This window comes from Variovorax glacialis (genome assembly GCF_051216375.1).
GTDB lineage: Bacteria > Pseudomonadota > Gammaproteobacteria > Burkholderiales > Burkholderiaceae_C > Variovorax.
Map to the genome: position 1 here is coordinate 1 of NZ_JBPJZT010000020.1, position 19,179 is coordinate 19,179.

Genomic DNA, 19,179 nt, shown 5'->3' on the forward strand with positions numbered 1-19,179 from the left:
GGCGGCAAGTTGGGAAACCAGACAAGCCGCGCAATCAAGGCCGGATATAAGGACGCAGCCGACTTCTTCACAGCACGACACGACTTCTTCTTGCAACCCGGGAGGCATCCATATAAGTCCATCATGGCATCCGATCTCAACGCCCCTCATCCATGCGGCAATCAAGCGGCATGCCGTCGATCGCAGAGCTCGGTGAAGCAATCGGTCGATATGCCCGCCTGCCCAGGAATCGCCGGGTAAGCTGCCTGGTCGATCACTTGCAATGCACACGCACTATGTCTCGAGAACCCGGCCTGAACCTGAAGAATCCGACTTCGCTGCGTTACTTCTATGAAGTAGCGCAGGCCGGCTCTTTTCGACGGGCGGCTGAGCGGACGCACGTGGCCGCGTCCGCGATCAATCGACAGGTAAAAAACCTCGAAGAGGAAATCGGCGCGCTACTTTTCGAGCGCGGTCGAGGGCGCACTGGCCTCAAGCTCACGTCCGCCGGGGAAGTCTTCATTCATCACCTCAAGCGAGCAATGGGCGAGATCGCGACGGCGCGCACCGAGGTCGATGCACTGCGCGGCCTGCAACGCGGCACCGTCAATTTCGGCGTCAACGAGGGCTTTTCGCGCGAGCTGCTGCCGCAAATGCTGGCCGCATTCCACAAGAAGTACCCTGGCGTGAATTACGAGGTCACGGTAGCGAGTTCGCCGAGGCTGGTTGAATTGGCGCTCGATGATGAGATCGACTTCGCACTGGGCTACAACCCTCCAACCCATGCCGGCTTGACCATTCTGGCCAGACGCGACGTTGGTTCCTGCGTGATGGTGCCGCGCAAGCATCCCCTGGCAGAGCGGAGTTGGGTACGCCTGACCGATTGCGCAGCCTACGAACTCGTGATGCCAGACTCGAGCTTGGCTCTGCGATCCACGCTCGACCAGATGTTCGCGCGCGTTGGCATGAAGCCGCGTGCCGTGCTCACCACTAACTCCTACGAGTTGATGCGCAGCGCCGCTTCGGCCGGAGTCGGCATCGCGATCCTCACGCAATACATCTTCGGTCGCGATCCCAACCATCCGGATGCGGCCTTCGTCCCGATCCGCGATTCGCGCATCAAGCCGCAGGTGCTGGTGTGCTGCACACGTGCGGGTCGCCATTTGTCAGTGGCCAGTCTTTCTCTGATTGAAGAGATCCGCACCGCGCTGCGACACAAGCTCTAGCAGACCTCGCACCAAGCGAATTCTGAAGGGATGGGTTTTCCCTTGTGTTCGAATTTTGCGAACGCAATTCGACGAATTTCATTCTTGCCTGACGCATTGGCGGACGATAGATTCGCCCCCATTAACAACCAGGACGGAATGGAACGGGCATGTTCAAGGCCATACTGCTGCAGCGTCGCGAAGGGCGATTTGGTGCTTCGCTGTGCGAACTCGACGACTCGGCGCTTCCGGAGTTCGACGTCACGCTGCGCGTGGCGTATTCGTCTCTCAACTACAAGGATGCACTGGCGATCGCGGACCGTGGCCCTGTGGTGCGCAAGTGGCCGATGGTGCCGGGCATTGATGGTGCAGGCGTCGTCGAGCGGAGCACGAACCCTGAATTCAAGCCCGGCGACCGCGTGATCCTCAATGGCTGGGGCGCCGGCGAGCAGCACTGGGGCTGCCTGTCAGAGCTCGCTCGACTCAAGGGCGAATGGCTCGTGCCGCTTCCTGAACGGCTTGACGCGCGCACTGCGATGGCCGTGGGCACTGCGGGCTACACGGCCATGCTGTGCGTGCAGGCGCTGGAACGCCATCGCGTGCGGCCGGACGACGGCGAGATCCTCGTGACTGGCGCTTCGGGCGGTGTGGGCAGCGTGGCGGTGAGCTTGCTCGCGGGCCGTGGTTTCCGTGTGGTCGCATCCACCGGCCGCGCTGCAGAGGCCGACTACTTGAAGCGTATTGGTGCCGCGGAAGTCATCGACCGTACGCTGCTGTCTTCGCCCGGCAAGCCCTTGGGCAAGGAGCGCTGGGCCGGTGTGGTGGATTCAGTGGGCAGCCATACGTTGGTCAATGCCTGCGCCACCACGCGCTACGGCGGGGTCGTCACGGCCTGTGGTCTCGCGCAGGGCATGGACATGCCAGGCACGGTAGCGCCCTTCATCCTGCGAGGCGTGAGCCTCGTCGGCGTCGATTCGGTGATGGCGCCGCGCGCTGATCGGATGAGCGCCTGGCAGCGGTTGTCGCAGGAACTCGACCGCGAACGCCTGGCCCTGATCACGCACGAGATCCCCCTTGCCGCAACCCTCGATGCCGCGCTTTCGCTGCTGGCGGGTGGGGTGCGTGGCCGCACCGTCGTGAACGTGCGAGGCTGATATGGAGGCACTCTTTAACGATGCCGCGCCTCTGCGCGATCTCACGCCGCTGATGCGACCCGCCTCCGTCGCCGTGCTTGGCGCTTCGCCCCGGCCAGATTCCTTTGGCAACTCGGTGGTGATGAATCTGCTCGCCGGAGGCTATGCCGGTCGCATCTATCCGATCCATCCCTCCGCCCCCGAGGTGGAAGGCCTGCCCTGTTTCGCCGACCTGCGGGATCTTCCCGAGGCACCCGACTGCGCCGTGGTCGCACTGCCGGCGGACAAGGTGTTGCCCGCCCTGGCACAAGCCGCCTCTCGCGGTTTGCGCGCGGCGGTGATCTTCGCCAGTGGCTTTGCCGAGTTGGGCGACGCCGGCCGCGCATTGCAAGCGGATTTGGCCGCGTTGTGTGCGCAGACCGGGCTACTGGTGTGTGGCCCGAACTGCCTGGGTCTTGCCAATCTGCACGACGGCATCTCCCTTTACAGCGCACCATTGCCGGAACCGCTGCGGGTCGGGGGCGTCGCGATCGCCTCCCATTCGGGCTCGGGTTGCATTGCACTCGGCGGCGTCGGTCGCTTCGGGCTGAGCCACCTCGTGTCGATTGGCAATGCCGCCGTGCTGGACGTCGACGACTACCTCGGGTTCTTCGCCACTGATCCGAACACGCGAGTGGCCGCGCTCTTCATGGAATCGGTGCGTCATCCGCTGCAGTTCATGCAAGCGGCGGCGCGCATGCGCGCTGCTGGAAAGCCGGTGGTGGTGCTCAAGGTCGGACGCTCGATCGAGGGTGCGGCCGCTACCGCCGCGCACACAGGCTCTCTGGCGGGCTCGCATGCGGCGGCAGTCGACTTCTTCCGCCGAGCGGGCGTGGTGCTGGTGGACGACATGGACGAGATGGTCGAGACCTGCGCGCTGATGGTCGAGTCGACGAAACGGCCGGCAGGCGATGGCTTGGCCGTGATCAATGTCAGCGGCGGCGAGGTGGCGCTCACCTGCGATCTCGCGCAGGCGGCCGGGCTCCGCTTTCCAGCCCTTGCGCCGGATACGCTCGATGCCCTGCGGGGCTGCCTGCCGGCCTTTGCCACGCCGAGCAATCCGTTGGACGCCACCGGTGCGGCGGTCTTCGACATGACGATGTACGCACGGGCCATCGACGCTCTGCTGGCGGACCCGGGCGTTGCACTGCTGGCCGTCTCGCAGGACTGTCCGGTGGGCCTCGGCGCAAAGGGTGCGGAGAACTACCGGGCCATCGCCGCCACGACGGCCGCCGCGGCGGCGCGAACCAACAAGCCAATCGCCTTCTATAGCAACGTGGGCGGCGGATTGCACCCGCGAGCCATCGAGCCCCTGGCGGGCAGCGGTGTGGCCGCGCTGCAAGGCGCACGCGCTGCGCTGATGGCCATGCGCCATTTCATCGACTGGCATCTTTGGCAGCCGCAGGTTGCACCGGACGACTCAGCGACGCTCGAAGCCGACCCGGCGTGGGTCGATCGACTCGCGAGCGGACGGGCGCTCTCGGAGCACGAGGCCAAGCGCTTCCTCGAAGCGCACGGCATCCGCGCCACGCGCGAAGCACGCGCCACGGACGCGGAGCAGGCAGCAGATGCGGCAGAAGCGATTGGATTCCCGATCGTCATGAAGATCGACTCGCCAGACATCCCTCACAAGACCGACGCCGGTGGCGTGCGCCTGGCGCTGCTCACGCGGGCCGAGGTGCACGGCGCTTTCGGCGAGATGCTGGCCACCGTGCGCTCACGCATGCCAGGGGCGCGTATCGAAGGCGTACTGATCCAGGAAATGGTGCGCGGAGGCATCGAGATGATCGCGGGGCTGTCGCGTCAAGCGCCCTTCGGCCACGCGGTGGTCGCTGGCTCGGGTGGCGTGTGGGTCGAACTGGTCCGCGACAGCAGTCTCGCGCTGGCTCCGGTCGATGCGCTGCGCGCCACAGCGCTGGTCGGCAGCACACGCGCCGCGCGCCTGCTCGACGGCTTTCGCGGCGGCGCGCCGGCCGATCGCGCAGCCTTCGAGGCGCTCATCGTGCGCCTTTCGCAGATCGGACGCGCCTACGCAGACTACATCGAGGCCATCGACCTCAATCCAGTTGCCGTGCTCGACCAGGGACAAGGCGTGCGCGTGCTGGATGCTCTCGTTGAGCTTCGCCCCGCAGCAGCTTTCCATCCATGAAACCCAGGAGCTTCACCATGAACTACCGCTGCATCAGCGTTTCCATCGACCGCTGGATCGCGACCCTCACGCTCAACCGTCCAGAGAAAATGAATGCGCTCGATGACGACATCCTGCTGGAGATGCAGCATGCACTCGATACGTTGGAGCAAGACGAGTCAGTGCGCGCGCTCGTCATTACCGGGAAGGGCCGTGCCTTCTGCGCCGGCTTCGACCTCAGCCCTCGCGAAGAGCCTTTCACGACCGTCAAGGACTGGCGCGACCACGTGAAGCTCGGCAACGACACCTGGTACCGCATCTGGCGCTCGCGCCTGCCAGTGGTCGCCGCGGTCAACGGCTATTGCCTGGGCGGCGGCTGTGACCTCTCGATGGTGTGTGACATCACCATCGCCTCCGACAAGGCCGAGTTCGGCGAGCCCGAGATCCAGTTCCAGTCCGCGCCGCCCTTCGCGATCATGCCCTGGGTGCTGGGCATGAAGAAGACCAAGGAGTTGCTACTCACGGGCGATCGCATCGGCGCCGACGAAGCAGTGCGCATCGGCTTGGCCAACCGCGTGGTGCCCGCTGACGATCTGATGAAGGAGGCGCTCCGGCTTGCTCAGAAGCTCGCGATGATCCCGCCGCCCGCCATGCAACTCAACAAGCAGGGCCTCAACCGCGCCTACGACTTGCGCGGCTTCCAGTCGACAGTGGACCTCGGCGCGGAGATCTTCACGCTTGTGCTGATGTCGGAGTCTCAGGAGTCGCGCGACTTCTTCGAGGTCGCCGCGAAGCAAGGGCTCAAGGCCGCATTCAAGTGGCGCGATGCGCGCTTCGCGTTGGACGGTGAAGCCGTCGCCTAGGGCCAGCGACATGAGTGCCTCCGCCAAGCTCAGCGTCATTTCCTCCGTCGTACCGGCAGAACGGGGCGACAGCCCGATGATCGAGATCGCAGGTCTCAACAAGATCTATCGCACCCGCGAGGGCCAGCAGATCGAGGCGCTCAAGGATGTGAACTTCGACATCGCCGATGGCGAGTTCGTCACCGTGGTCGGTCCCAGCGGTTGCGGCAAGTCCACGCTGCTGAAAATCCTGGCAGGAACACTGCGGCGATCGAGCGGTTCGGTCAAAGTCCGACAGCGTCCAATCGATGGTCCGAGCCGCGATGTAGGCGTAGTCTTCCAGGCGCCGGTACTGCTGCCCTGGCGGACGGTCCTCGAGAACGTGCTGGTGCCCATCGAGATCCAGGGGCTGAGCATGAAGGAGTACGAGCCGAGGGCGCGCGCCTACCTCAAGCTCGTCGGGCTCGAAGGGTTTGAGAACAAGTATCCGAACGAACTCTCGGGCGGCATGCAACAGCGCGTAGGCATCAGTCGCGGGCTGGTGCATGAGCCGGCTTTCCTGCTGATGGACGAGCCTTTCGGCGCCCTCGATGCCATGACGCGCGAGACCATGAATCTGGAATTGCTGCGAATCTGGTCTCAAAACCGCAAGACTGTCATGCTGGTCACGCACAGCATTCCCGAGGCCGTATTCCTCGCGGACCGCGTCGTGGTGACGTCGCCTCGGCCCGGCCGGATCACCGAGATACTGCAAGTGGACCTGCCACGCCCGCGCACACTCGAGATGATCAACTCGGAACGCTTCGGCGGCTATGTGTCTGCCATCCGCAAGCATTTTCATTCGCTGGGGCTCGACGCATGAACACCGCCTCCACCACCCCGCCCGTTGCAACCCTCGCCCTTGCGGACGACGACCGGGCCGCGGAACGCCCCGCGCTCGCTTGGCTTGGACCGAGACCGGAACTCTCGCTCTCGGCACTGCTGTTCATCGCCGTGGTCGGCGGCTGGGAGTTGGCCGTGCGTCTCCTCGAAGTCACGCCCTTGCTGCTGCCTGCGCCATCGGCCGTGGCCGTGTCGCTGTGGGAAGGCATCCGGAACAACACCTTTGCATACCACCTCGGTGTCACCTTCTACGAGACGATCGCGGGCTTCGTGCTTGGGGCTGGCCTGGGCTTGGTGCTGGGCGCCGTGATTGCCCAGTTTCCCCTGGTCGAACGCACGCTGTACCCATACGTCGTCGCTTTCCAGACGATTCCCAAGGTCGCGATCGCGCCGCTGTTCGTGATCTGGTTCGGCTACGGCATGTCCTCGAAGATCGTCATCACGGCCACCATCGCCTTCTTCCCGGTACTGGCGAACACGGTGGTCGGTTTGCGCTCTGTACCAAGCGACCAGCTCGAGCTGCTGACGGCATTCACGGCCTCGCGTTGGCAGGTGTTCCGCATGGCGCGCATCCCACATGCGCTGCCCTACATCTTCGTCGGGCTCGACGTCTCGATCGTGCTGTCGGTGATCGGCGCCATCGTGGGTGAGTTCGTTGGCGCGCAAGCCGGGCTGGGCTACCTCATCCTGCAGCGCACCTTCTCGATGGACACGGCCGGTATGTTCGCCATCCTCATCCTGCTGTCGGCGATGGGACTTGGCTTGCATTGGTTCGTGCACGCGGTCCAGCGCAAGGTGGTGTTCTGGGCCGAAGATGAGCGTCAGCGGATCTCAGGTGCCTGAGCAGCACCTGAGCCGGATTCATGCCATCTCCTTCCTTCTTCTAGTTGCTGTTCCATTCATTGAGCGAAAGGCAGGGTTCCGAATGCTGAGACTGTCAAAAATCAAATGCGTGCTGGCTGCGTCGTTGCTGGCCGTTGCGTGTATTGCGCCAAGCACGGCGTTGGCGCAACCCACGAAGCTGAAAAAGGTCACCATCGCCGCCGGTGGGGTGACAGTACTCAACGTTTCCTATCCGTGGCTCATGATGCCGATCGCGCTCGACTACTGGAAGGATGAGGGCTACGACGTCCAGGTCATCGCTGCGCCTGGTTCGGTGCAGGCCGTGCAGCAACTTGCCACCGGCAACGTCGACTTCGCGCAGGTCAGCTCCAACGTCGCGATCCAGGCGAACGTCACTAGCAACATTCCAGCGCGGGTGGTCATGAACAACAGCGTGATCGATTGGGCCGTCGCGGTGCAGGCCGACGGAACCATGCAGAAGGTGAGCGACTTCAAGGGCAAAAGCATTGGCATCGTGAGCCTTGCGAGCGGCGGCCTGCCGCTTCTCAAATCCCTGCTCAAGGCCAACGGTCTTGACCCCGACAAGGACGTGAACATCATCGCCACCGGTGCGGGCGCACCAGCCCTGGAGGCGCTGAAGTCCAACCGTGTGCAAGGCCTGATGTTCTGGAATGCGGCCATCGCCGGTTTCGAGAACGCGGGGGCCAAACTGCGCCTGTTCCGAAGCCCCGACTGGCAGCGCTTGCCCGACTTCTCGCTGGCAACCACCCAGCGCGCCATTGACCGCGACCCGGCGATGGTCGAAGCGATCGTGCGTGGCGCGGCCAAGGCCAGCCTGTTCGCGGTCACCAATCCCGAATGCGTGCGCAAGCTGCACTGGGCGCGCTTTCCGGAGAGCAAGCCAACCGGGTCCGACGACGCCACGCTCGCACGCTGGGACGACAACCTGCTGCGCGCGCAGGTGGAATCGATGAAGGCGGCCTTCGAGATGAACGGCGGGAAGCTCTGGGGCCGGGCCACGCCCGAGGCCTTCGGACGCATGCAGGACTTCATGCTTGATGCCAAGCTGATCGATCGAAAGGTCACGCCGGCAACTTTCGTTGTCGCGAGCGAAGGGTTCTTCGAGCGCGTGAATAGCTTTGACGCGCAGGCAGTTGCAAAGCAGGCTCAGGCCTGTTTGATGGCGCGGTAGAGCTCAGCGCCGGGTGAATGCCATGGAGCAAGCAAACGCCACCAGCGAGTTGAATCTTTACCTGCTGAAGTGCCTGGTCGCTCTCGTCGATCACTCGCAGGTCTCTCGCGCCGCGGCGGCGTTGTCCATGAGTCAGCCTGCGATGAGCCGGGCGATGGGCCAGTTGCGGGCGATCACGGCAGATCCGGTGCTGGTCAAGGGTGCCAGCGGACTCATTCCCAGTGCCAAGGCGATCCAGTTGCGCGAGTGCGCCGGCAGGATTCTCCGGGAGTTGGACCAGTTGGTGGCCCATGCGGTCGCCTTCGATCCGAAGCGCTCGCGCCAGGTCTTTCGCGTGGTGGCCTCGGACTACCTGGAACGCGTCTTCATGGACCGCCTGGCGCAGCGCTTCCGCGACGAGGAGATGAGCATCGAGCTGTCCTTGCGGCATCCGATCCATCCCACGGAATTCAACTTGGAGCTGGAGTCCGGCACGGTGGATTTCAGCGTCGGCCTGCTGCCGCCATGCCTTCACGAACTGCGCTACCGGCCGCTCTTCCGCGACCGCATCGTCTGCGCGGCGCGTGCCGGGCACTGGGCTGTGGGCCGGCGCCTTTCGCCCGGGGAATTCGCCGCGCTCGAACACATGGTGATCGTGCCCAACACGGTTACTGCCTTTGGCGAAAGCGTCGATCGGGCGCTGGAGGCCCAACGCGTGCAGCGCAACCGCTGCTACGTAACGCCGAACTACCTGACCGCGCCCCATCTCCTGGGAGATTCGGACATGGTGGCGTTGCTGCCGCTGTCCCTGATGACACGCTTCCGCGATCGCTTCGGCCTGGCCGAGATCGCGATGCCGGTCAACGTCCCGGATTTCGATGTCTGTCTGTGCTGGCACGACCGCACCCATCGCCACGCCGGCCACATGTGGTTTCGCGATCAGGAGTTCGTCGAGGCAGCGCCTCCCGTCCCTGCGTCGGCTGACGCCAGCTCCGTGAAGATCCTCCGGTCCGGCGAGACCGCTCGGGATGGCCGTCGCGTGGCATAGAAGCCAGCGAAAAAAGGCCCGCACGAGGCGGGCCTTAAGGGGGTCGGTCCTTGATGCCGCCCGGGAGAAACCAGGCTCGACATTAGTAGGAGCCTTCCTACAACGCAAGTCGACCGAAAGTACGCGCGCCGGCAGGGGGGTTTTGGCTGCCGCGCTCAGCGCGCGTGCGTCACGCCGCCGTCGACGACGAGCGTCGAACCCACCACGTAGTCGCCGGCGCGCGAAGCCAGATAAATGGCGGCGCCTGCCATGTCCTCCGGTTCGCCGATGCGGCCGGCCGGGATGCCGCCCTTGATCTCGTCCCCGTGGTCGCGTGCCACCCGGTTCATGTCGGAGGCAAAGGCGCCCGGTGCGATCGCGCTGACAGCGATGCGGTCCAGCGCGAGGCGCAAGGCCATGCGGCGCGTGAGTTGGATCAGGCCTGCCTTGCTCGCCGCATACGAATAAGTTTCCTGCGGATTGACCGAGATCCCGTCGATCGACGCGATGTTGATCACCTTCGCGAGATGGTCGGTGGCGGCCTTCTTGAGCATCGGCGTCAGCGCCTGGGTCAGGAAGAAGGGCGTCTTCAGGTTGAGATCGACCACCTTGTCCCATCCGCTTTCGGGAAACTCGTCGTACGGAGCGCCCCAGGCGGCACCGGCGTTGTTGACCAGGATGTCGAGCGAATCTTCATGCCCGGCATAGGCCGCGACGAGGGCATGCGCGCCCTCGACCGTCGACACGTCGGCCGGCAGCGAAACGCAATGGCCGAAGGCCGCGAGCTCCTTGGCGGTCTGGTCGCATGCGGCGGCCTTGCGTGCCGAGATGTAGACGCGGGCGCCCTGCGCCAGGAAGCCCTCCGCGATCATGCGGCCGATGCCGCGCGAGCCGCCGGTGATGAGCGCAGTGCGTCCCTTGAGCGAGAAGAGTTGGGTCGTATCCATGTGGTGTGTCTCCTGGAGGTATCGGCGCGGATTCGACGCCGTTGCGGCCGGAGCTTAGTGCGCCGCGCCGCCGCGATGCGTCACATTGGTGCCAGCAGCGTCCGCGTCGGGATCGAGGCCGAGGACGACGTCCCGCAGCGTGCGTGCGAGCCGATGGCCGTCGAGCGGCTTGTGCAGGACGCGCGCGGCGATACGCTCGAATTCCCGGAGTCGCTCGGGCGCGGTCTCGCCCGTCACGATCACCGCGGGCAGTTCCGGGAGGGACAGCCGCATGCCTCGGATCACGTCGAGCCCGTTTTCCGCGCGGAGGCGGAAGTCCACCATCACGTCGGGCTCGAAGCCTTCGACCAGGGCCCGCTCGGCCTCGCCGCCTGTCGCGGCGCCCCTGACCGTCCATCCCAGTTGCGCGAGGTAGGTGCACATCGCGGACAGGACTTCGACTTCGTCATCGACCAGCAGCACCGCCAGGCGCGTGCCGTCGATCAGGCGCGCCGGCGTGCGGTCCGTCTCGGTGCCGCGCCCGGACGGTGCGGCGGCCGAGGCGATGCGCAGCTCGAAGGTCGTTCCGCGGCCCAGGGTGCTGTCGAGCTTCAGCACGATGTTCAGCAGCGCCGCGGTGCGCTTCACGATGGCAAGCCCGAGTCCCAGCCCCTGGGCGCGGTCGCGCGATGGCTTGCCCACCTGGTAGAACTCCTCGAAGACGCGCTCGCGCTCTTGCTCGGCAATGCCGGGGCCGGTATCGGCCACCTGGACGACGATCTCGCCGGAGGGTGCCTGCCGCGCCGAGAGCGTCACGCCGCCCTGCGTCGTGAACTTGATGGCGTTGTTGATCAGGTTGCCGATGATGCGGATGAACTGGTCGGCGTCGGTCAGCGCCCAGAGCGGTGCTTCCGGCGCTACGACCTTCAGGAACAGGCCCTGCTGGGCCGCCAGCGCCGCGTATTCGTCGCGCGAGGCCCGCAGCATGGCGCCGATGTCGGTCGGTGCGAGCTTCGCTTCGATCGAGCGTGCATCGAGGCGCGAGATGTCGAGCAGCCCGTCGAGCAGGCCGCTGCTCTGCTGCAACGCGCCGTTGATGCCACGGCTCACTTCCCTGAGCAGGGGGTCGTGCGAGCGCCGGGCCAGCACATCCAGCGTGGTCGCGTTGATCGACAGCGCATGGAGGGGCTGGCGGAGGTCATGGCTGGCGGCTGCGAAGAAGCGCGTCTTGGCCTCGCTGGCGGCCGTTGCGCGATCGCGCTCCTGGCTGACGGACACGGACAGCACCGCGTTGTCGTCGACCACGCTCATGAGCGTGTGCAGCATGCGGCCCTGGTCCTTCACCGTCGCCAGCAGCATGAAGTAGACCAGTCCGATGCCGGCTGCGAACAGGTAGTCGACAGCGCCACCGCGCCACGCCCAGCCGCCGGCCAGGCAGCAGAAGGTCAGCGTGCAGAAGCCTGCGAACGCGCGCTGCGAACCCGCGACCGAGGCCGCGCCGATGGTGCAGCCCGCCATCAGCACCGCAGAGACCGCCAGCGGCGCGAAGTCGCCGGGAACGGTGAAGATGAAAGGGACGATGCTCGCGGTCGTCACGCCGTTGAGATCGAAGCCGCGCAGCAGTTCAGGGAGCTTCCTGAGTTGTTCGGTGGGCGGCGTGCGTTCGACGGCCAATCCGAGCCGCCATCGATAGACCATGACCACGCCGGTGGCGACGAGCCAGAGCCACGGCCAGAACGCGAGGCCCTGGCGGACGGCGATGTACGCGACGAGGATGTAGCCCAGGAAATTCAGCGGCAAGCGCCGCGAGTACTGCAGGATCAGTGTCAGGCGCCGATCGAGGATGCGGCGCTCGATGCGCATCTCGCGCGTGCCGCCTGCGAGCAGCGCCTGGCTCGTGACCAGTTCAGTCAACGCGCTGGCCCTGGCGCGAGGCCTGGTAGGCCGCCTCGGTCCGGTTGCGCACGCCCAGCGTCGCGAAGATGGCCGTCAGGTGGGCCTTGACCGTCGATTCGGCAATGTTGAGCTGGCGCGCGATGAGCTTGTTGGGCAGCCCGCGCGCAGCCGCGCGGTAGACCTCCCGCTGCCGTTCGGTCAGGCCCGCGAGGCGAGGGTCGGTGTCGACATCGTCCGCAGGCGCAACCGGGGCTTCGAGGGTTTCCTGCGGCAGGTAGATGCGGCCCGCCAGCACATGGCCGATCGCCTTCACCATCATTTCCGAGCTGTACTTCTTGGGGATGAAGCCGGCCGCGCCCAGCTCGACTGACTTGCGGATGAGGCTCGGGTCCGTCTCGCCCGACAGCACGACGATGCGCGCCATGCAACCGGCCTCGCGCAGCCTGCGGATGGATTCCTCGCCGTCGCATTCGTCGAGATGCCAGTCGAGCAGCACGATGTCGAACGCGGCCTGCCCTGCAAGGTGCACGGCCCGGGCGATCCCGCTCGTCGTCTCCAGGCGCAGTTCGGGCGCCAGGACGTTCAGCAGCTGCTTCATGCCCTGCAAGAACATCACGTGATCGTCGACCAACAGTACGTTCATCCATGCCTTTCCGGTGGGTCGTCCTCCGAATGCGATGGAGGGAGCGGCGACATCCGATTCTGGCCGAAGTGCTCAGGCCGGTAGCGCGAGCGACCTCGGGCTGGTGAAGCGTCGCTCGCTGCCGCTGACCGGATCGCGGAAGGCGACCTCTTTCGCCAGCAGTTGCAGCGGATGGTCGAAGTCGTCCATGCCCTCGGGGCGGAGCGCGGGGTAGATGGCGTCGTTCCGGATCGGCATGCCCAGCGCGGCGCAGTGCACGCGCAACTGGTGCCGGCGACCGGTGACGGGCGACAGGTCCAGCTGCGCCCACCCGTCGCGCTGCGCCAGCAGGCGGAAGTGCGTCTCCGAGTTCGGCTCGCCGGCGACCTCCCTCATCCGCATGAAGTGGTCGTCGGCTTCGAGGCGGCTCCGGTGGATCGCGGGTAGTGCGCGGTCCCCGGGCCACCTCACGATCGCCTCGTAGTGCTTGTGGATGGCGCGATCCGCGAACAGCGCGCTGTAGACGCCGCGCGTGGCGGGCTGCACCGAGAACAGGACGATGCCGGCCGTCTCCCGGTCGATGCGGTGCAGCGGCGCCAGATCGGGGAGGCCGAGCTTGCGCTTGAGGCGCACGAGAAGGCTTTCCTGCACGTACTTGCCCACGGGCGTGACCGGGAGGAAGTGCGGCTTGTCCACCGCCAGCAGGTGCTCATCCTGGTGCAGGACGGCTTCCTCGAACGGGATGCGTGGCTCCGAGTCGAGCGAGCGGTAGTAGTAGACGCGCAGCCTCGGCGCGAAGGCGCGGGTGGCCGTCACGGGGACGCCGTTCTCGTCGATCACGTCGCCGGCCTGGATGCGGGCCTCCCACGTCGAGCGCGGGATCGCGGGGAACCGTTGCACGAGGAATTCGATGATCGTCGGCCAGTCGCCCGTCGGCAGGGCGACGCAGCTCGGGCCGACGCCGTCACGCAGGGGCAGCGGCAGGGCGCGCATGTAGGGAAGGCGTTCAGCGCCCCGCGGGGACGGCCGCGGCGCTCAACAGCGAGGCGATTTCCGCGAACGCGGGTCGCGATGACACGTCAGGGTTGATGCAGTCCTGCTGGAGTCGGGCCATCAGCGCCCGCGTGGCTTCGTCCGTGTCGTCGATCGGGTCGCATTGCGCCAGCAACTCTTCGAGCAGGCACCCGAACGCGCGCACCTCGATGCGCTGCAGCGCTTGCGAACGGGCCTCGTCGTCCGTCGGCAGGAAGGACGCCGCGCCGAAGTCGCCGAGCAGGCAGTCGCCCCGGCCGTTCCACAGGATGTTGTGGCCGTAGACGTCGCCGTGCAGGATGCCGCGCCCGTGCAGTTGCGCGGTGGCGGAAGCGATGCCGCAGGCCATGCGCCATGCGGTATCGATCGACCAGTGCGCGTCGGCACCGTAGACGTCCCGCGTGCAGGATTGCAGGCTGGGCGGCCCGGCGAGATTGCGAAAACTTGCGTCCACCAGTTCCAGCACCAGCCCCGGCGTGCCTTCGGGATGGTTGGCGACCCGCCCCAGCACCGCGATCAGGCCGGGATGCGCGCCGGCCGCGATGCAGGCGGCCATCTCGCTGTGCGGCCAGCCATCGCTGGTCACTGCGCCCTTGAACAGCTTGACCGCCACCGGTTTGACGCCGCCATCGTCCAATTGCCAGTCCGCCTGGTGAATGAAGCCGGAAGCGCCTTCGCCCAGCTTCTGCTTCAGCGAAAGCCGTTGCCAGTCGATGACGGCTGCGGGGCGGGAGAGCGCCACTTCCTCGGGCGACGCGTCGAAGGGATTGCCGGCGAACGCCAGCCACGCCAGGCGCGGCAGCGACAGCAGCCACGCAGGCAGCGCTTCGAGTTCGTTGGCCGAGATGCGCAGCAGTTCCAGTGCGCGGCAGTCAGCCAGCGTTTCGGGCAACGCGCGCAGGCGGTTGCCTGCCAGCATCAGCTTCTGCAACCGCCTGCAGTGGCCCAGCGTGGAAGGCAGGGACTCGATCCGGTTGTCGGTAAGGATCAGCCAGCGCAGCGAAGGCGGTAGCGACGCGGCCGGAACATTGCGGATGCGATTCGCCTTGAACCCGACCATGTCGAGTTGACGGCATTGGCCCACCACTTCCGGCAGCTCGGTGAACTGGTTGTCCGAGCAGAAGAGAACGCGCAAGCGATGCAGCCGGTGCAGGTCGTCGGGCAGGGCGCTCAGCGCATTGCCCGACAGGTTGAGCACCTCCAGCGTGTCCGCCAGTTCGAAGATCTCGCGCGGAAACTCGGTGAGGCCGCAGGACAGATCGAGCCGTTGCGACCCGGCCAATTGGCCCGCGCGCAACTGGCCCAGCACGTTCATGCGAACACGCCGAAGCGATAGATGCCGTCCGCGCCCAGCCGGCGCTGCAACGGGCCCGAGAACCACAGCATGTGCAGGTGGGCCACGGTTTCGCCCATGGCGAAGGTCATCTGGTGCAGGTCGAGCTTCCGCTTGAACAGAATCGGGAGGCCTTCCATCGCGCTGTGGGGCCTGGCGGTGCAGGCTTCCAGCAGTTCGGCGAGGCGGTCGCGGTGGTGTTCCTGCAGTTGCTCGACGCGGCGGTGGATGCCGGTGAAGGGCTTGCCGTGCGAGGGCAGGCCCAGCGTGTCGTTGGGCAGCGACTTGAAGCGCTCGATGCTGTCGAGGAAGAGCCGCAGCGAATTGGCTTCCGGCTCCCCGGCATGCACGCTCACGTTGGTCGAGATGCGCGGCAGCATCATGTCGCCGCCGAGCAGGGCATGGAGTTCGTCGCAGTAGAGCGCGATGTGCTCGGGCGCGTGGCCATAGCCGCTGATGCAGCGCCACTCGCGGCCGCCGATGGCGATGCGGTCACCGTCGAGCATGCGCACGAATTCGTCCGGCACCGAGGGCACCATGTTGACGTAGTAGTTGGTCCGTGCGCGGATCTTGGCGATCGAATCGGCGTCCGTCAGCCCGTGCAGGGCGAAGAAGTCCGCCGCCGCATCGCCGCCGGCGAGCGTGTCGCCGGCGGTGGTGATCACGCGGGCGACGTGGTAGTCGGTCGCGCTGATCCACAGCCGAGCGTTCCAGCGCCGGCACAGCCAGTCGGCCAGCCCGATGTGGTCGGGATGCATGTGCGTGACGATCACGCGCAGGATCGGCAGGCCCTGCAATTGCGTCTCGAAGATCTGCTCCCACTGCGCGCGCGAGGCGTCGTGCGAAATGCAGCAGTCGACCACCGTCCAGCCTTCCACGCCGTCGATGGTGTCGCGCAGCAGCCAGAGGTTGATGTGGTCGAGCACGAAGGGGAGCGCCATGCGGATCCAGCGCACGCCGGGCGCCACTTCGATCGCCTCGCCGGGGGCCGGCAGGGTGTCGCCGAGGGGGTAGTGGAGTTCGCGTTCGAGGAGGTTCATGTACGATTGACGTTTACGTTAACGTCATGGCTAGGAGCCATCATTGTAGGCAGTGCGGTCGCAACGCGCTGTCGCACCCGCAACCATCCGCATGCCGTCGCAGACCTTCACCATCGGCGAACTCGCCAGGGAGTTCGATCTCACCACGCGCGCGATCCGCTTCTACGAGGACGTGGGCCTGCTCACGCCCCAGCGCGCGGGCCTGCAGCGGATCTACACCTCGCGCGATCGTACGCGCCTCACGCTGACCCTGCGCGCCAAGCGGCTCGGCCTCAAGCTCACCGAGGTGAAGGAGATACTCGACATGTACGACAGCCCGAGGGACACGGCGGTGCAGCTGCAACGCTTCCTCGGCGTGCTCGGAACCCACCGCGAGCAACTCGAAGCCCAACTGGCCGAGCTGCAGGCCAACATTGCGGAAGTCCGCGCCCAGGAGAAGCAGGCACGCTCCGCGCTGGCGCGTGCCTCCAAGCCCAAGGCACGCTGAACTTCAGAACCGGCCCATCCAACCCCACCCTCCCCAACGACCATGGAAAACACGCCCGACACCCTTGACGACCTGTTCGCCCACAACCGGACGTGGTCCGCCCGTATGGAGCGAGACCGCCCCGGCTTCTTCACCAGCCTGGTGAAGCAGCAGACGCCGCGCTACATGTGGATCGGCTGCTCCGACAGCCGCGTTCCCGCCAACCAGATCACCGGCCTGGAGCCGGGCGAGGTGTTCGTGCACCGCAATGTGGCGAATATCGTGGTGCACTCCGACCTGAATGCGCTGTCGGCGATCCAGTTCGCCGTCGAACGCCTCAAGGTGCAGCACATCATGGTGGTCGGCCATTACGGCTGCTCCGGGGTGCAGGCGGCGCTCGAAGGTGCGCGCATCGGCATCGCGGACAACTGGCTCCGCCACATCCAGGATGTGCGTGATCGGCATCGCGTGCTGCTCAAGACGCTGCCCGAGGCGGCGCGCGCCAACGCGCTGTGCGAGTTGAACGTGGCGGAGCAGGTCGTCAACGTGGCGGTCAGCACGGTGATGTGCGATGCGTGGAGCCGCGACCAGAAGGTCACCATCCACGGCTGGGCCTTCGGCGTGCACGACGGCCTCCTGCAGGACCTGGGAATCAGCGTCGACGGTTCCAAGCCGCTCGATGCGCTGTACAAGGCCGCCGTCCAGCGCATCCGCTACAAGTGGAGCAAGCCGGCCGAGGAGGCCGCGGCGCCCGCTACCGAGCCCGTCAAGCAAGCGGACTGAGCCCCCTGAAGCCATGTTCCCGCAGCGCCTCGATTCGCCGCTTGCGTACGACATCGCCAAGGCGATGCGGGACGGCTTCAACCGCCACTACCTGCTCTTCCGGTCCGAATCGGCGCGCGCCAAGCATCGTTTCGAGACGGCCGACTGGCACGGCCAGCAGCGCGCGCAACGCGAGCGCATCGAGTTCTACGACCTGCGGGTGAACGAAGCCGTTGCGCGGCTGGAGAAGGAATTCAAGGCCGGCGAGCAGCCGATGGACGTGTGGCACCAGGTCAAGCTGCATTTCATCGGCCTGCTGGTCGACCACCACCAGCCCGAGCTGGCCGAGACCTTCTTCAACTCGGTGACGACCAAGATCCTGCACCGCACGTACTTCCAGAACGATTTCATCTTCGTGCGGCCCGCGATCAGCACCGAGTACATCGAGCCGCGCGACGCGCCAACCTATCGCGCCTACTACCCCGAGCGCGAGACGCTGGCCGACACCGTCGAGCGCATGCTCGATGACTACGCGCTGCTGGGTGGCTACGCCAACCGGGGCCGCGATGCCGAGCGCGTGGCGGCCGCGATCCTGGGGCGCTTTCACCAGATCAAGCTGCGCGCCAATTTCCAGATGCAGGTGCTCTCCGGGCTGTTCTACCGGAACAAGGGCGCCTACGTGGTCGGCAAGATCATCAACGGCTTCGTCGAACTGCCGTTCTCGCTGCCGATCCTGCATGACAGCGCGGGCAAGTTCTACATCGACGCGGTGCTGTTCGGCGAAGAGGACCTGCAGATGCTCTTCAGCTTTGCGCGCGCCTACTTCATGGTCGACATGGAAGTGCCCTCGGCCTATGTGCAGTTCCTGCGCTCGCTGATGCCCAAGAAGCCGCGCGCCGAGATTTACAACGCGCTGGGGCTGGCCAAGCAGGGCAAGACGCTGTTCTACCGCGACTTCCTCTATCACCTCAACTATTCGACCGACAAGTTCCGCATCGCGCCCGGCATCAAGGGCATGGTGATGCTGGTGTTCGACCTGCCCTCCTTTCCCTACGTGTTCAAGGTCATCAAGGACTTCTATCCGCCGCAGAAGGACACCACGCGCGAGCAGATCAAGAGCAAGTACATGCTGGTGAAGCAGCACGACCGGGTCGGGCGCATGGCCGACACCCTGGAGTACAGCGATGTCGGCTTCCCGATGGACCGCTTCGAGCCCGAGCTGATCGAGGAGATCCGGCGCTTCGCGCCCAGCCAGCTCGAGATCGGCGACCGCGACGGCAACGGGGAGATGGAAGTGGTGGTCAAGCACGTCTACATCGAGCGCCGCATGATCCCGCTCAACATCTACCTGCAGGAAGCCTTCGACCAGATGGAGCAGCCCGAGCATGCCAAGCGCGCGGGCAAGCAGCTGGAGCATGCGGTGGTCGAGTACGGCAATGCGATCAAGGACATGGTGGCCGCGAACATCTTCCCCGGCGACATGCTGTTCAAGAACTTCGGCGTCACGCGCGGCGGCAAGGTCGTGTTCTATGACTACGACGAGATCGAATACCTCACCGACTGCAACTTCCGCAAGGTGCCCACCCCGCGCAACGAGGAGGACGAGATGAGCGGCGAAGTCTGGTATTCGGTCGGGCCGAAGGACGTGTTCCCCGAGACCTTCGGACCCTTCCTGCTCGGCAATGCCGCCGTGCGGGAGGCCTTCATGTCCCATCACGCAGACCTGCTCGACGCGGCGTTCTGGCAGAGCCACAAGCAACGCATCCAGGCGGGCCAGATGCTGGATGTCTTTCCCTATGACGAGGCGCAGCGCTTCCGCCACGATGGCCACGCGCCGTATTTTTGACAAACCA

General features: G+C 65.8%; 17 protein-coding genes. 11 read left to right on the plus strand and 6 right to left on the minus strand.

The genetic code is table 11. From position 1 onward, the window contains the following. Positions 1-170: 170 nt before the first annotated feature. The 8 genes from ACSFBL_RS31055 to ACSFBL_RS31090 all read left to right on the plus strand — a co-directional run bounded on the left by ACSFBL_RS31055 (position 171) and on the right by ACSFBL_RS31090 (position 9,270). On the plus strand, positions 171-1,205 hold the full coding sequence (locus ACSFBL_RS31055) for a LysR family transcriptional regulator (protein WP_435519666.1): 1,035 nt from the start codon (positions 171-173) through the stop codon (positions 1,203-1,205). 149 nt (positions 1,206-1,354) lie between these two features. Further along, complete coding sequence (gene acuI / locus ACSFBL_RS31060; protein WP_435519667.1) at positions 1,355-2,338, plus strand: acrylyl-CoA reductase (NADPH); 984 nt, start codon at positions 1,355-1,357, stop codon at positions 2,336-2,338. 1 nt (position 2,339) lies between these two features. Continuing rightward, positions 2,340-4,505 carry an acetate--CoA ligase family protein gene (locus ACSFBL_RS31065; RefSeq protein WP_435519668.1) on the plus strand — a complete coding sequence of 722 codons (2,166 nt, stop codon included), beginning with the start codon at positions 2,340-2,342 and terminating at the stop codon, positions 4,503-4,505. Between the two features lie 17 nt (positions 4,506-4,522). Beyond that, on the plus strand, positions 4,523-5,347 hold the full coding sequence (locus tag ACSFBL_RS31070) for an enoyl-CoA hydratase/isomerase family protein (RefSeq protein ID WP_435519669.1): 825 nt from the start codon (positions 4,523-4,525) through the stop codon (positions 5,345-5,347). 76 nt (positions 5,348-5,423) lie between these two features. After that, on the plus strand, positions 5,424-6,188 hold the full coding sequence (locus tag ACSFBL_RS31075) for an ABC transporter ATP-binding protein (RefSeq protein ID WP_435519740.1): 765 nt from the start codon (positions 5,424-5,426) through the stop codon (positions 6,186-6,188). Next, complete coding sequence (locus tag ACSFBL_RS31080; protein WP_435519670.1) at positions 6,185-7,051, plus strand: ABC transporter permease; 867 nt, start codon at positions 6,185-6,187, stop codon at positions 7,049-7,051. Before ACSFBL_RS31075 ends, ACSFBL_RS31080 begins: the two co-directional genes overlap by 4 nt. A gap of 82 nt (positions 7,052-7,133) precedes the next feature. Continuing rightward, the gene (locus tag ACSFBL_RS31085; RefSeq protein WP_435519671.1) at positions 7,134-8,243 is read left to right on the plus strand and encodes an ABC transporter substrate-binding protein; all 1,110 of its coding nucleotides are present in this window, start codon (positions 7,134-7,136) and stop codon (positions 8,241-8,243) included. Positions 8,244-8,265: 22 nt separating this feature from the next. After that, complete coding sequence (locus ACSFBL_RS31090) at positions 8,266-9,270, plus strand: LysR family transcriptional regulator (protein ID WP_435519672.1); 1,005 nt, start codon at positions 8,266-8,268, stop codon at positions 9,268-9,270. Positions 9,271-9,425: 155 nt separating this feature from the next. Here ACSFBL_RS31090 and ACSFBL_RS31095 read toward each other — a convergent pair whose 3' ends face one another. The 6 genes from ACSFBL_RS31095 to ACSFBL_RS31120 form a co-directional block, all read right to left on the minus strand. Then, positions 9,426-10,196 carry an SDR family oxidoreductase gene (locus ACSFBL_RS31095; RefSeq protein WP_435519673.1) on the minus strand — a complete coding sequence of 257 codons (771 nt, stop codon included), beginning with the start codon at positions 10,194-10,196 and terminating at the stop codon, positions 9,426-9,428. Between the two features lie 54 nt (positions 10,197-10,250). Then, positions 10,251-12,089 (minus strand): sensor histidine kinase, encoded by a 1,839-nt coding sequence (locus tag ACSFBL_RS31100; RefSeq protein ID WP_435519674.1) that lies wholly within the window; start codon positions 12,087-12,089, stop codon positions 10,251-10,253. Then, positions 12,082-12,714, minus strand: coding sequence for a response regulator (locus tag ACSFBL_RS31105; protein WP_435519675.1), 633 nt, complete (start codon positions 12,712-12,714; stop codon positions 12,082-12,084). The genes ACSFBL_RS31100 and ACSFBL_RS31105 overlap by 8 nt, the downstream gene beginning before the upstream one ends. A 72-nt stretch (positions 12,715-12,786) precedes the next feature. Next, complete coding sequence (locus ACSFBL_RS31110) at positions 12,787-13,686, minus strand: pseudouridine synthase (protein ID WP_435519676.1); 900 nt, start codon at positions 13,684-13,686, stop codon at positions 12,787-12,789. Positions 13,687-13,699: 13 nt separating this feature from the next. Beyond that, a complete protein-coding gene (locus ACSFBL_RS31115; RefSeq protein ID WP_435519677.1) occupies positions 13,700-15,040 on the minus strand; it encodes a leucine-rich repeat-containing protein kinase family protein in 1,341 nt (446 codons plus the stop codon). Then, entirely contained in the window at positions 15,037-16,098 is a 1,062-nt protein-coding gene (locus ACSFBL_RS31120) for an MBL fold metallo-hydrolase (RefSeq protein WP_435519678.1), read from the minus strand. Before ACSFBL_RS31120 ends, ACSFBL_RS31115 begins: the two co-directional genes overlap by 4 nt. Positions 16,099-16,189: 91 nt before the next feature. On the opposite strand from ACSFBL_RS31120, the gene ACSFBL_RS31125 reads away from it, so the two are divergent. Genes ACSFBL_RS31125 through aceK form a run of 3 tightly spaced genes read left to right on the plus strand, consistent with a single transcriptional unit; the run spans position 16,190 to position 19,172 of the window. Then, positions 16,190-16,585: a MerR family transcriptional regulator gene (locus ACSFBL_RS31125; RefSeq protein WP_435519679.1), complete on the plus strand. Its 396-nt coding sequence runs from the start codon at positions 16,190-16,192 to the stop codon at positions 16,583-16,585. Positions 16,586-16,627: 42 nt separating this feature from the next. Beyond that, positions 16,628-17,347 carry a carbonate dehydratase gene (gene can / locus ACSFBL_RS31130; RefSeq protein WP_435519680.1) on the plus strand — a complete coding sequence of 240 codons (720 nt, stop codon included), beginning with the start codon at positions 16,628-16,630 and terminating at the stop codon, positions 17,345-17,347. Between the two features lie 13 nt (positions 17,348-17,360). Continuing rightward, complete coding sequence (aceK, locus tag ACSFBL_RS31135) at positions 17,361-19,172, plus strand: bifunctional isocitrate dehydrogenase kinase/phosphatase (RefSeq protein WP_435519681.1); 1,812 nt, start codon at positions 17,361-17,363, stop codon at positions 19,170-19,172. Positions 19,173-19,179 lie beyond the last annotated feature (7 nt).

Excerpts from the sequence above, each read along its gene's own strand:
- ACSFBL_RS31055 (WP_435519666.1), top strand. The coding sequence starts at position 171 with ATGCCGTCGATCGCAGAGCTCGGTGAAGCAATCGGTCGATATGCCCGC.
- acuI (WP_435519667.1), top strand. The coding sequence starts at position 1,355 with ATGTTCAAGGCCATACTGCTGCAGCGTCGCGAAGGGCGATTTGGTGCT.
- ACSFBL_RS31065 (WP_435519668.1), top strand. The coding sequence starts at position 2,340 with ATGGAGGCACTCTTTAACGATGCCGCGCCTCTGCGCGATCTCACGCCG.
- ACSFBL_RS31070 (WP_435519669.1), top strand. The coding sequence starts at position 4,523 with ATGAACTACCGCTGCATCAGCGTTTCCATCGACCGCTGGATCGCGACC.
- ACSFBL_RS31075 (WP_435519740.1), top strand. The coding sequence starts at position 5,424 with ATGATCGAGATCGCAGGTCTCAACAAGATCTATCGCACCCGCGAGGGC.
- ACSFBL_RS31080 (WP_435519670.1), top strand. The coding sequence starts at position 6,185 with ATGAACACCGCCTCCACCACCCCGCCCGTTGCAACCCTCGCCCTTGCG.
- ACSFBL_RS31085 (WP_435519671.1), top strand. The coding sequence starts at position 7,134 with ATGCTGAGACTGTCAAAAATCAAATGCGTGCTGGCTGCGTCGTTGCTG.
- ACSFBL_RS31090 (WP_435519672.1), top strand. The coding sequence starts at position 8,266 with ATGGAGCAAGCAAACGCCACCAGCGAGTTGAATCTTTACCTGCTGAAG.
- ACSFBL_RS31095 (WP_435519673.1), bottom strand. The coding sequence starts at position 10,196 with ATGGATACGACCCAACTCTTCTCGCTCAAGGGACGCACTGCGCTCATC.
- ACSFBL_RS31105 (WP_435519675.1), bottom strand. The coding sequence starts at position 12,714 with ATGAACGTACTGTTGGTCGACGATCACGTGATGTTCTTGCAGGGCATG.
- ACSFBL_RS31110 (WP_435519676.1), bottom strand. The coding sequence starts at position 13,686 with ATGCGCGCCCTGCCGCTGCCCCTGCGTGACGGCGTCGGCCCGAGCTGC.
- ACSFBL_RS31115 (WP_435519677.1), bottom strand. The coding sequence starts at position 15,040 with ATGAACGTGCTGGGCCAGTTGCGCGCGGGCCAATTGGCCGGGTCGCAA.
- ACSFBL_RS31120 (WP_435519678.1), bottom strand. The coding sequence starts at position 16,098 with ATGAACCTCCTCGAACGCGAACTCCACTACCCCCTCGGCGACACCCTG.
- ACSFBL_RS31125 (WP_435519679.1), top strand. The coding sequence starts at position 16,190 with ATGCCGTCGCAGACCTTCACCATCGGCGAACTCGCCAGGGAGTTCGAT.
- can (WP_435519680.1), top strand. The coding sequence starts at position 16,628 with ATGGAAAACACGCCCGACACCCTTGACGACCTGTTCGCCCACAACCGG.
- aceK (WP_435519681.1), top strand. The coding sequence starts at position 17,361 with ATGTTCCCGCAGCGCCTCGATTCGCCGCTTGCGTACGACATCGCCAAG.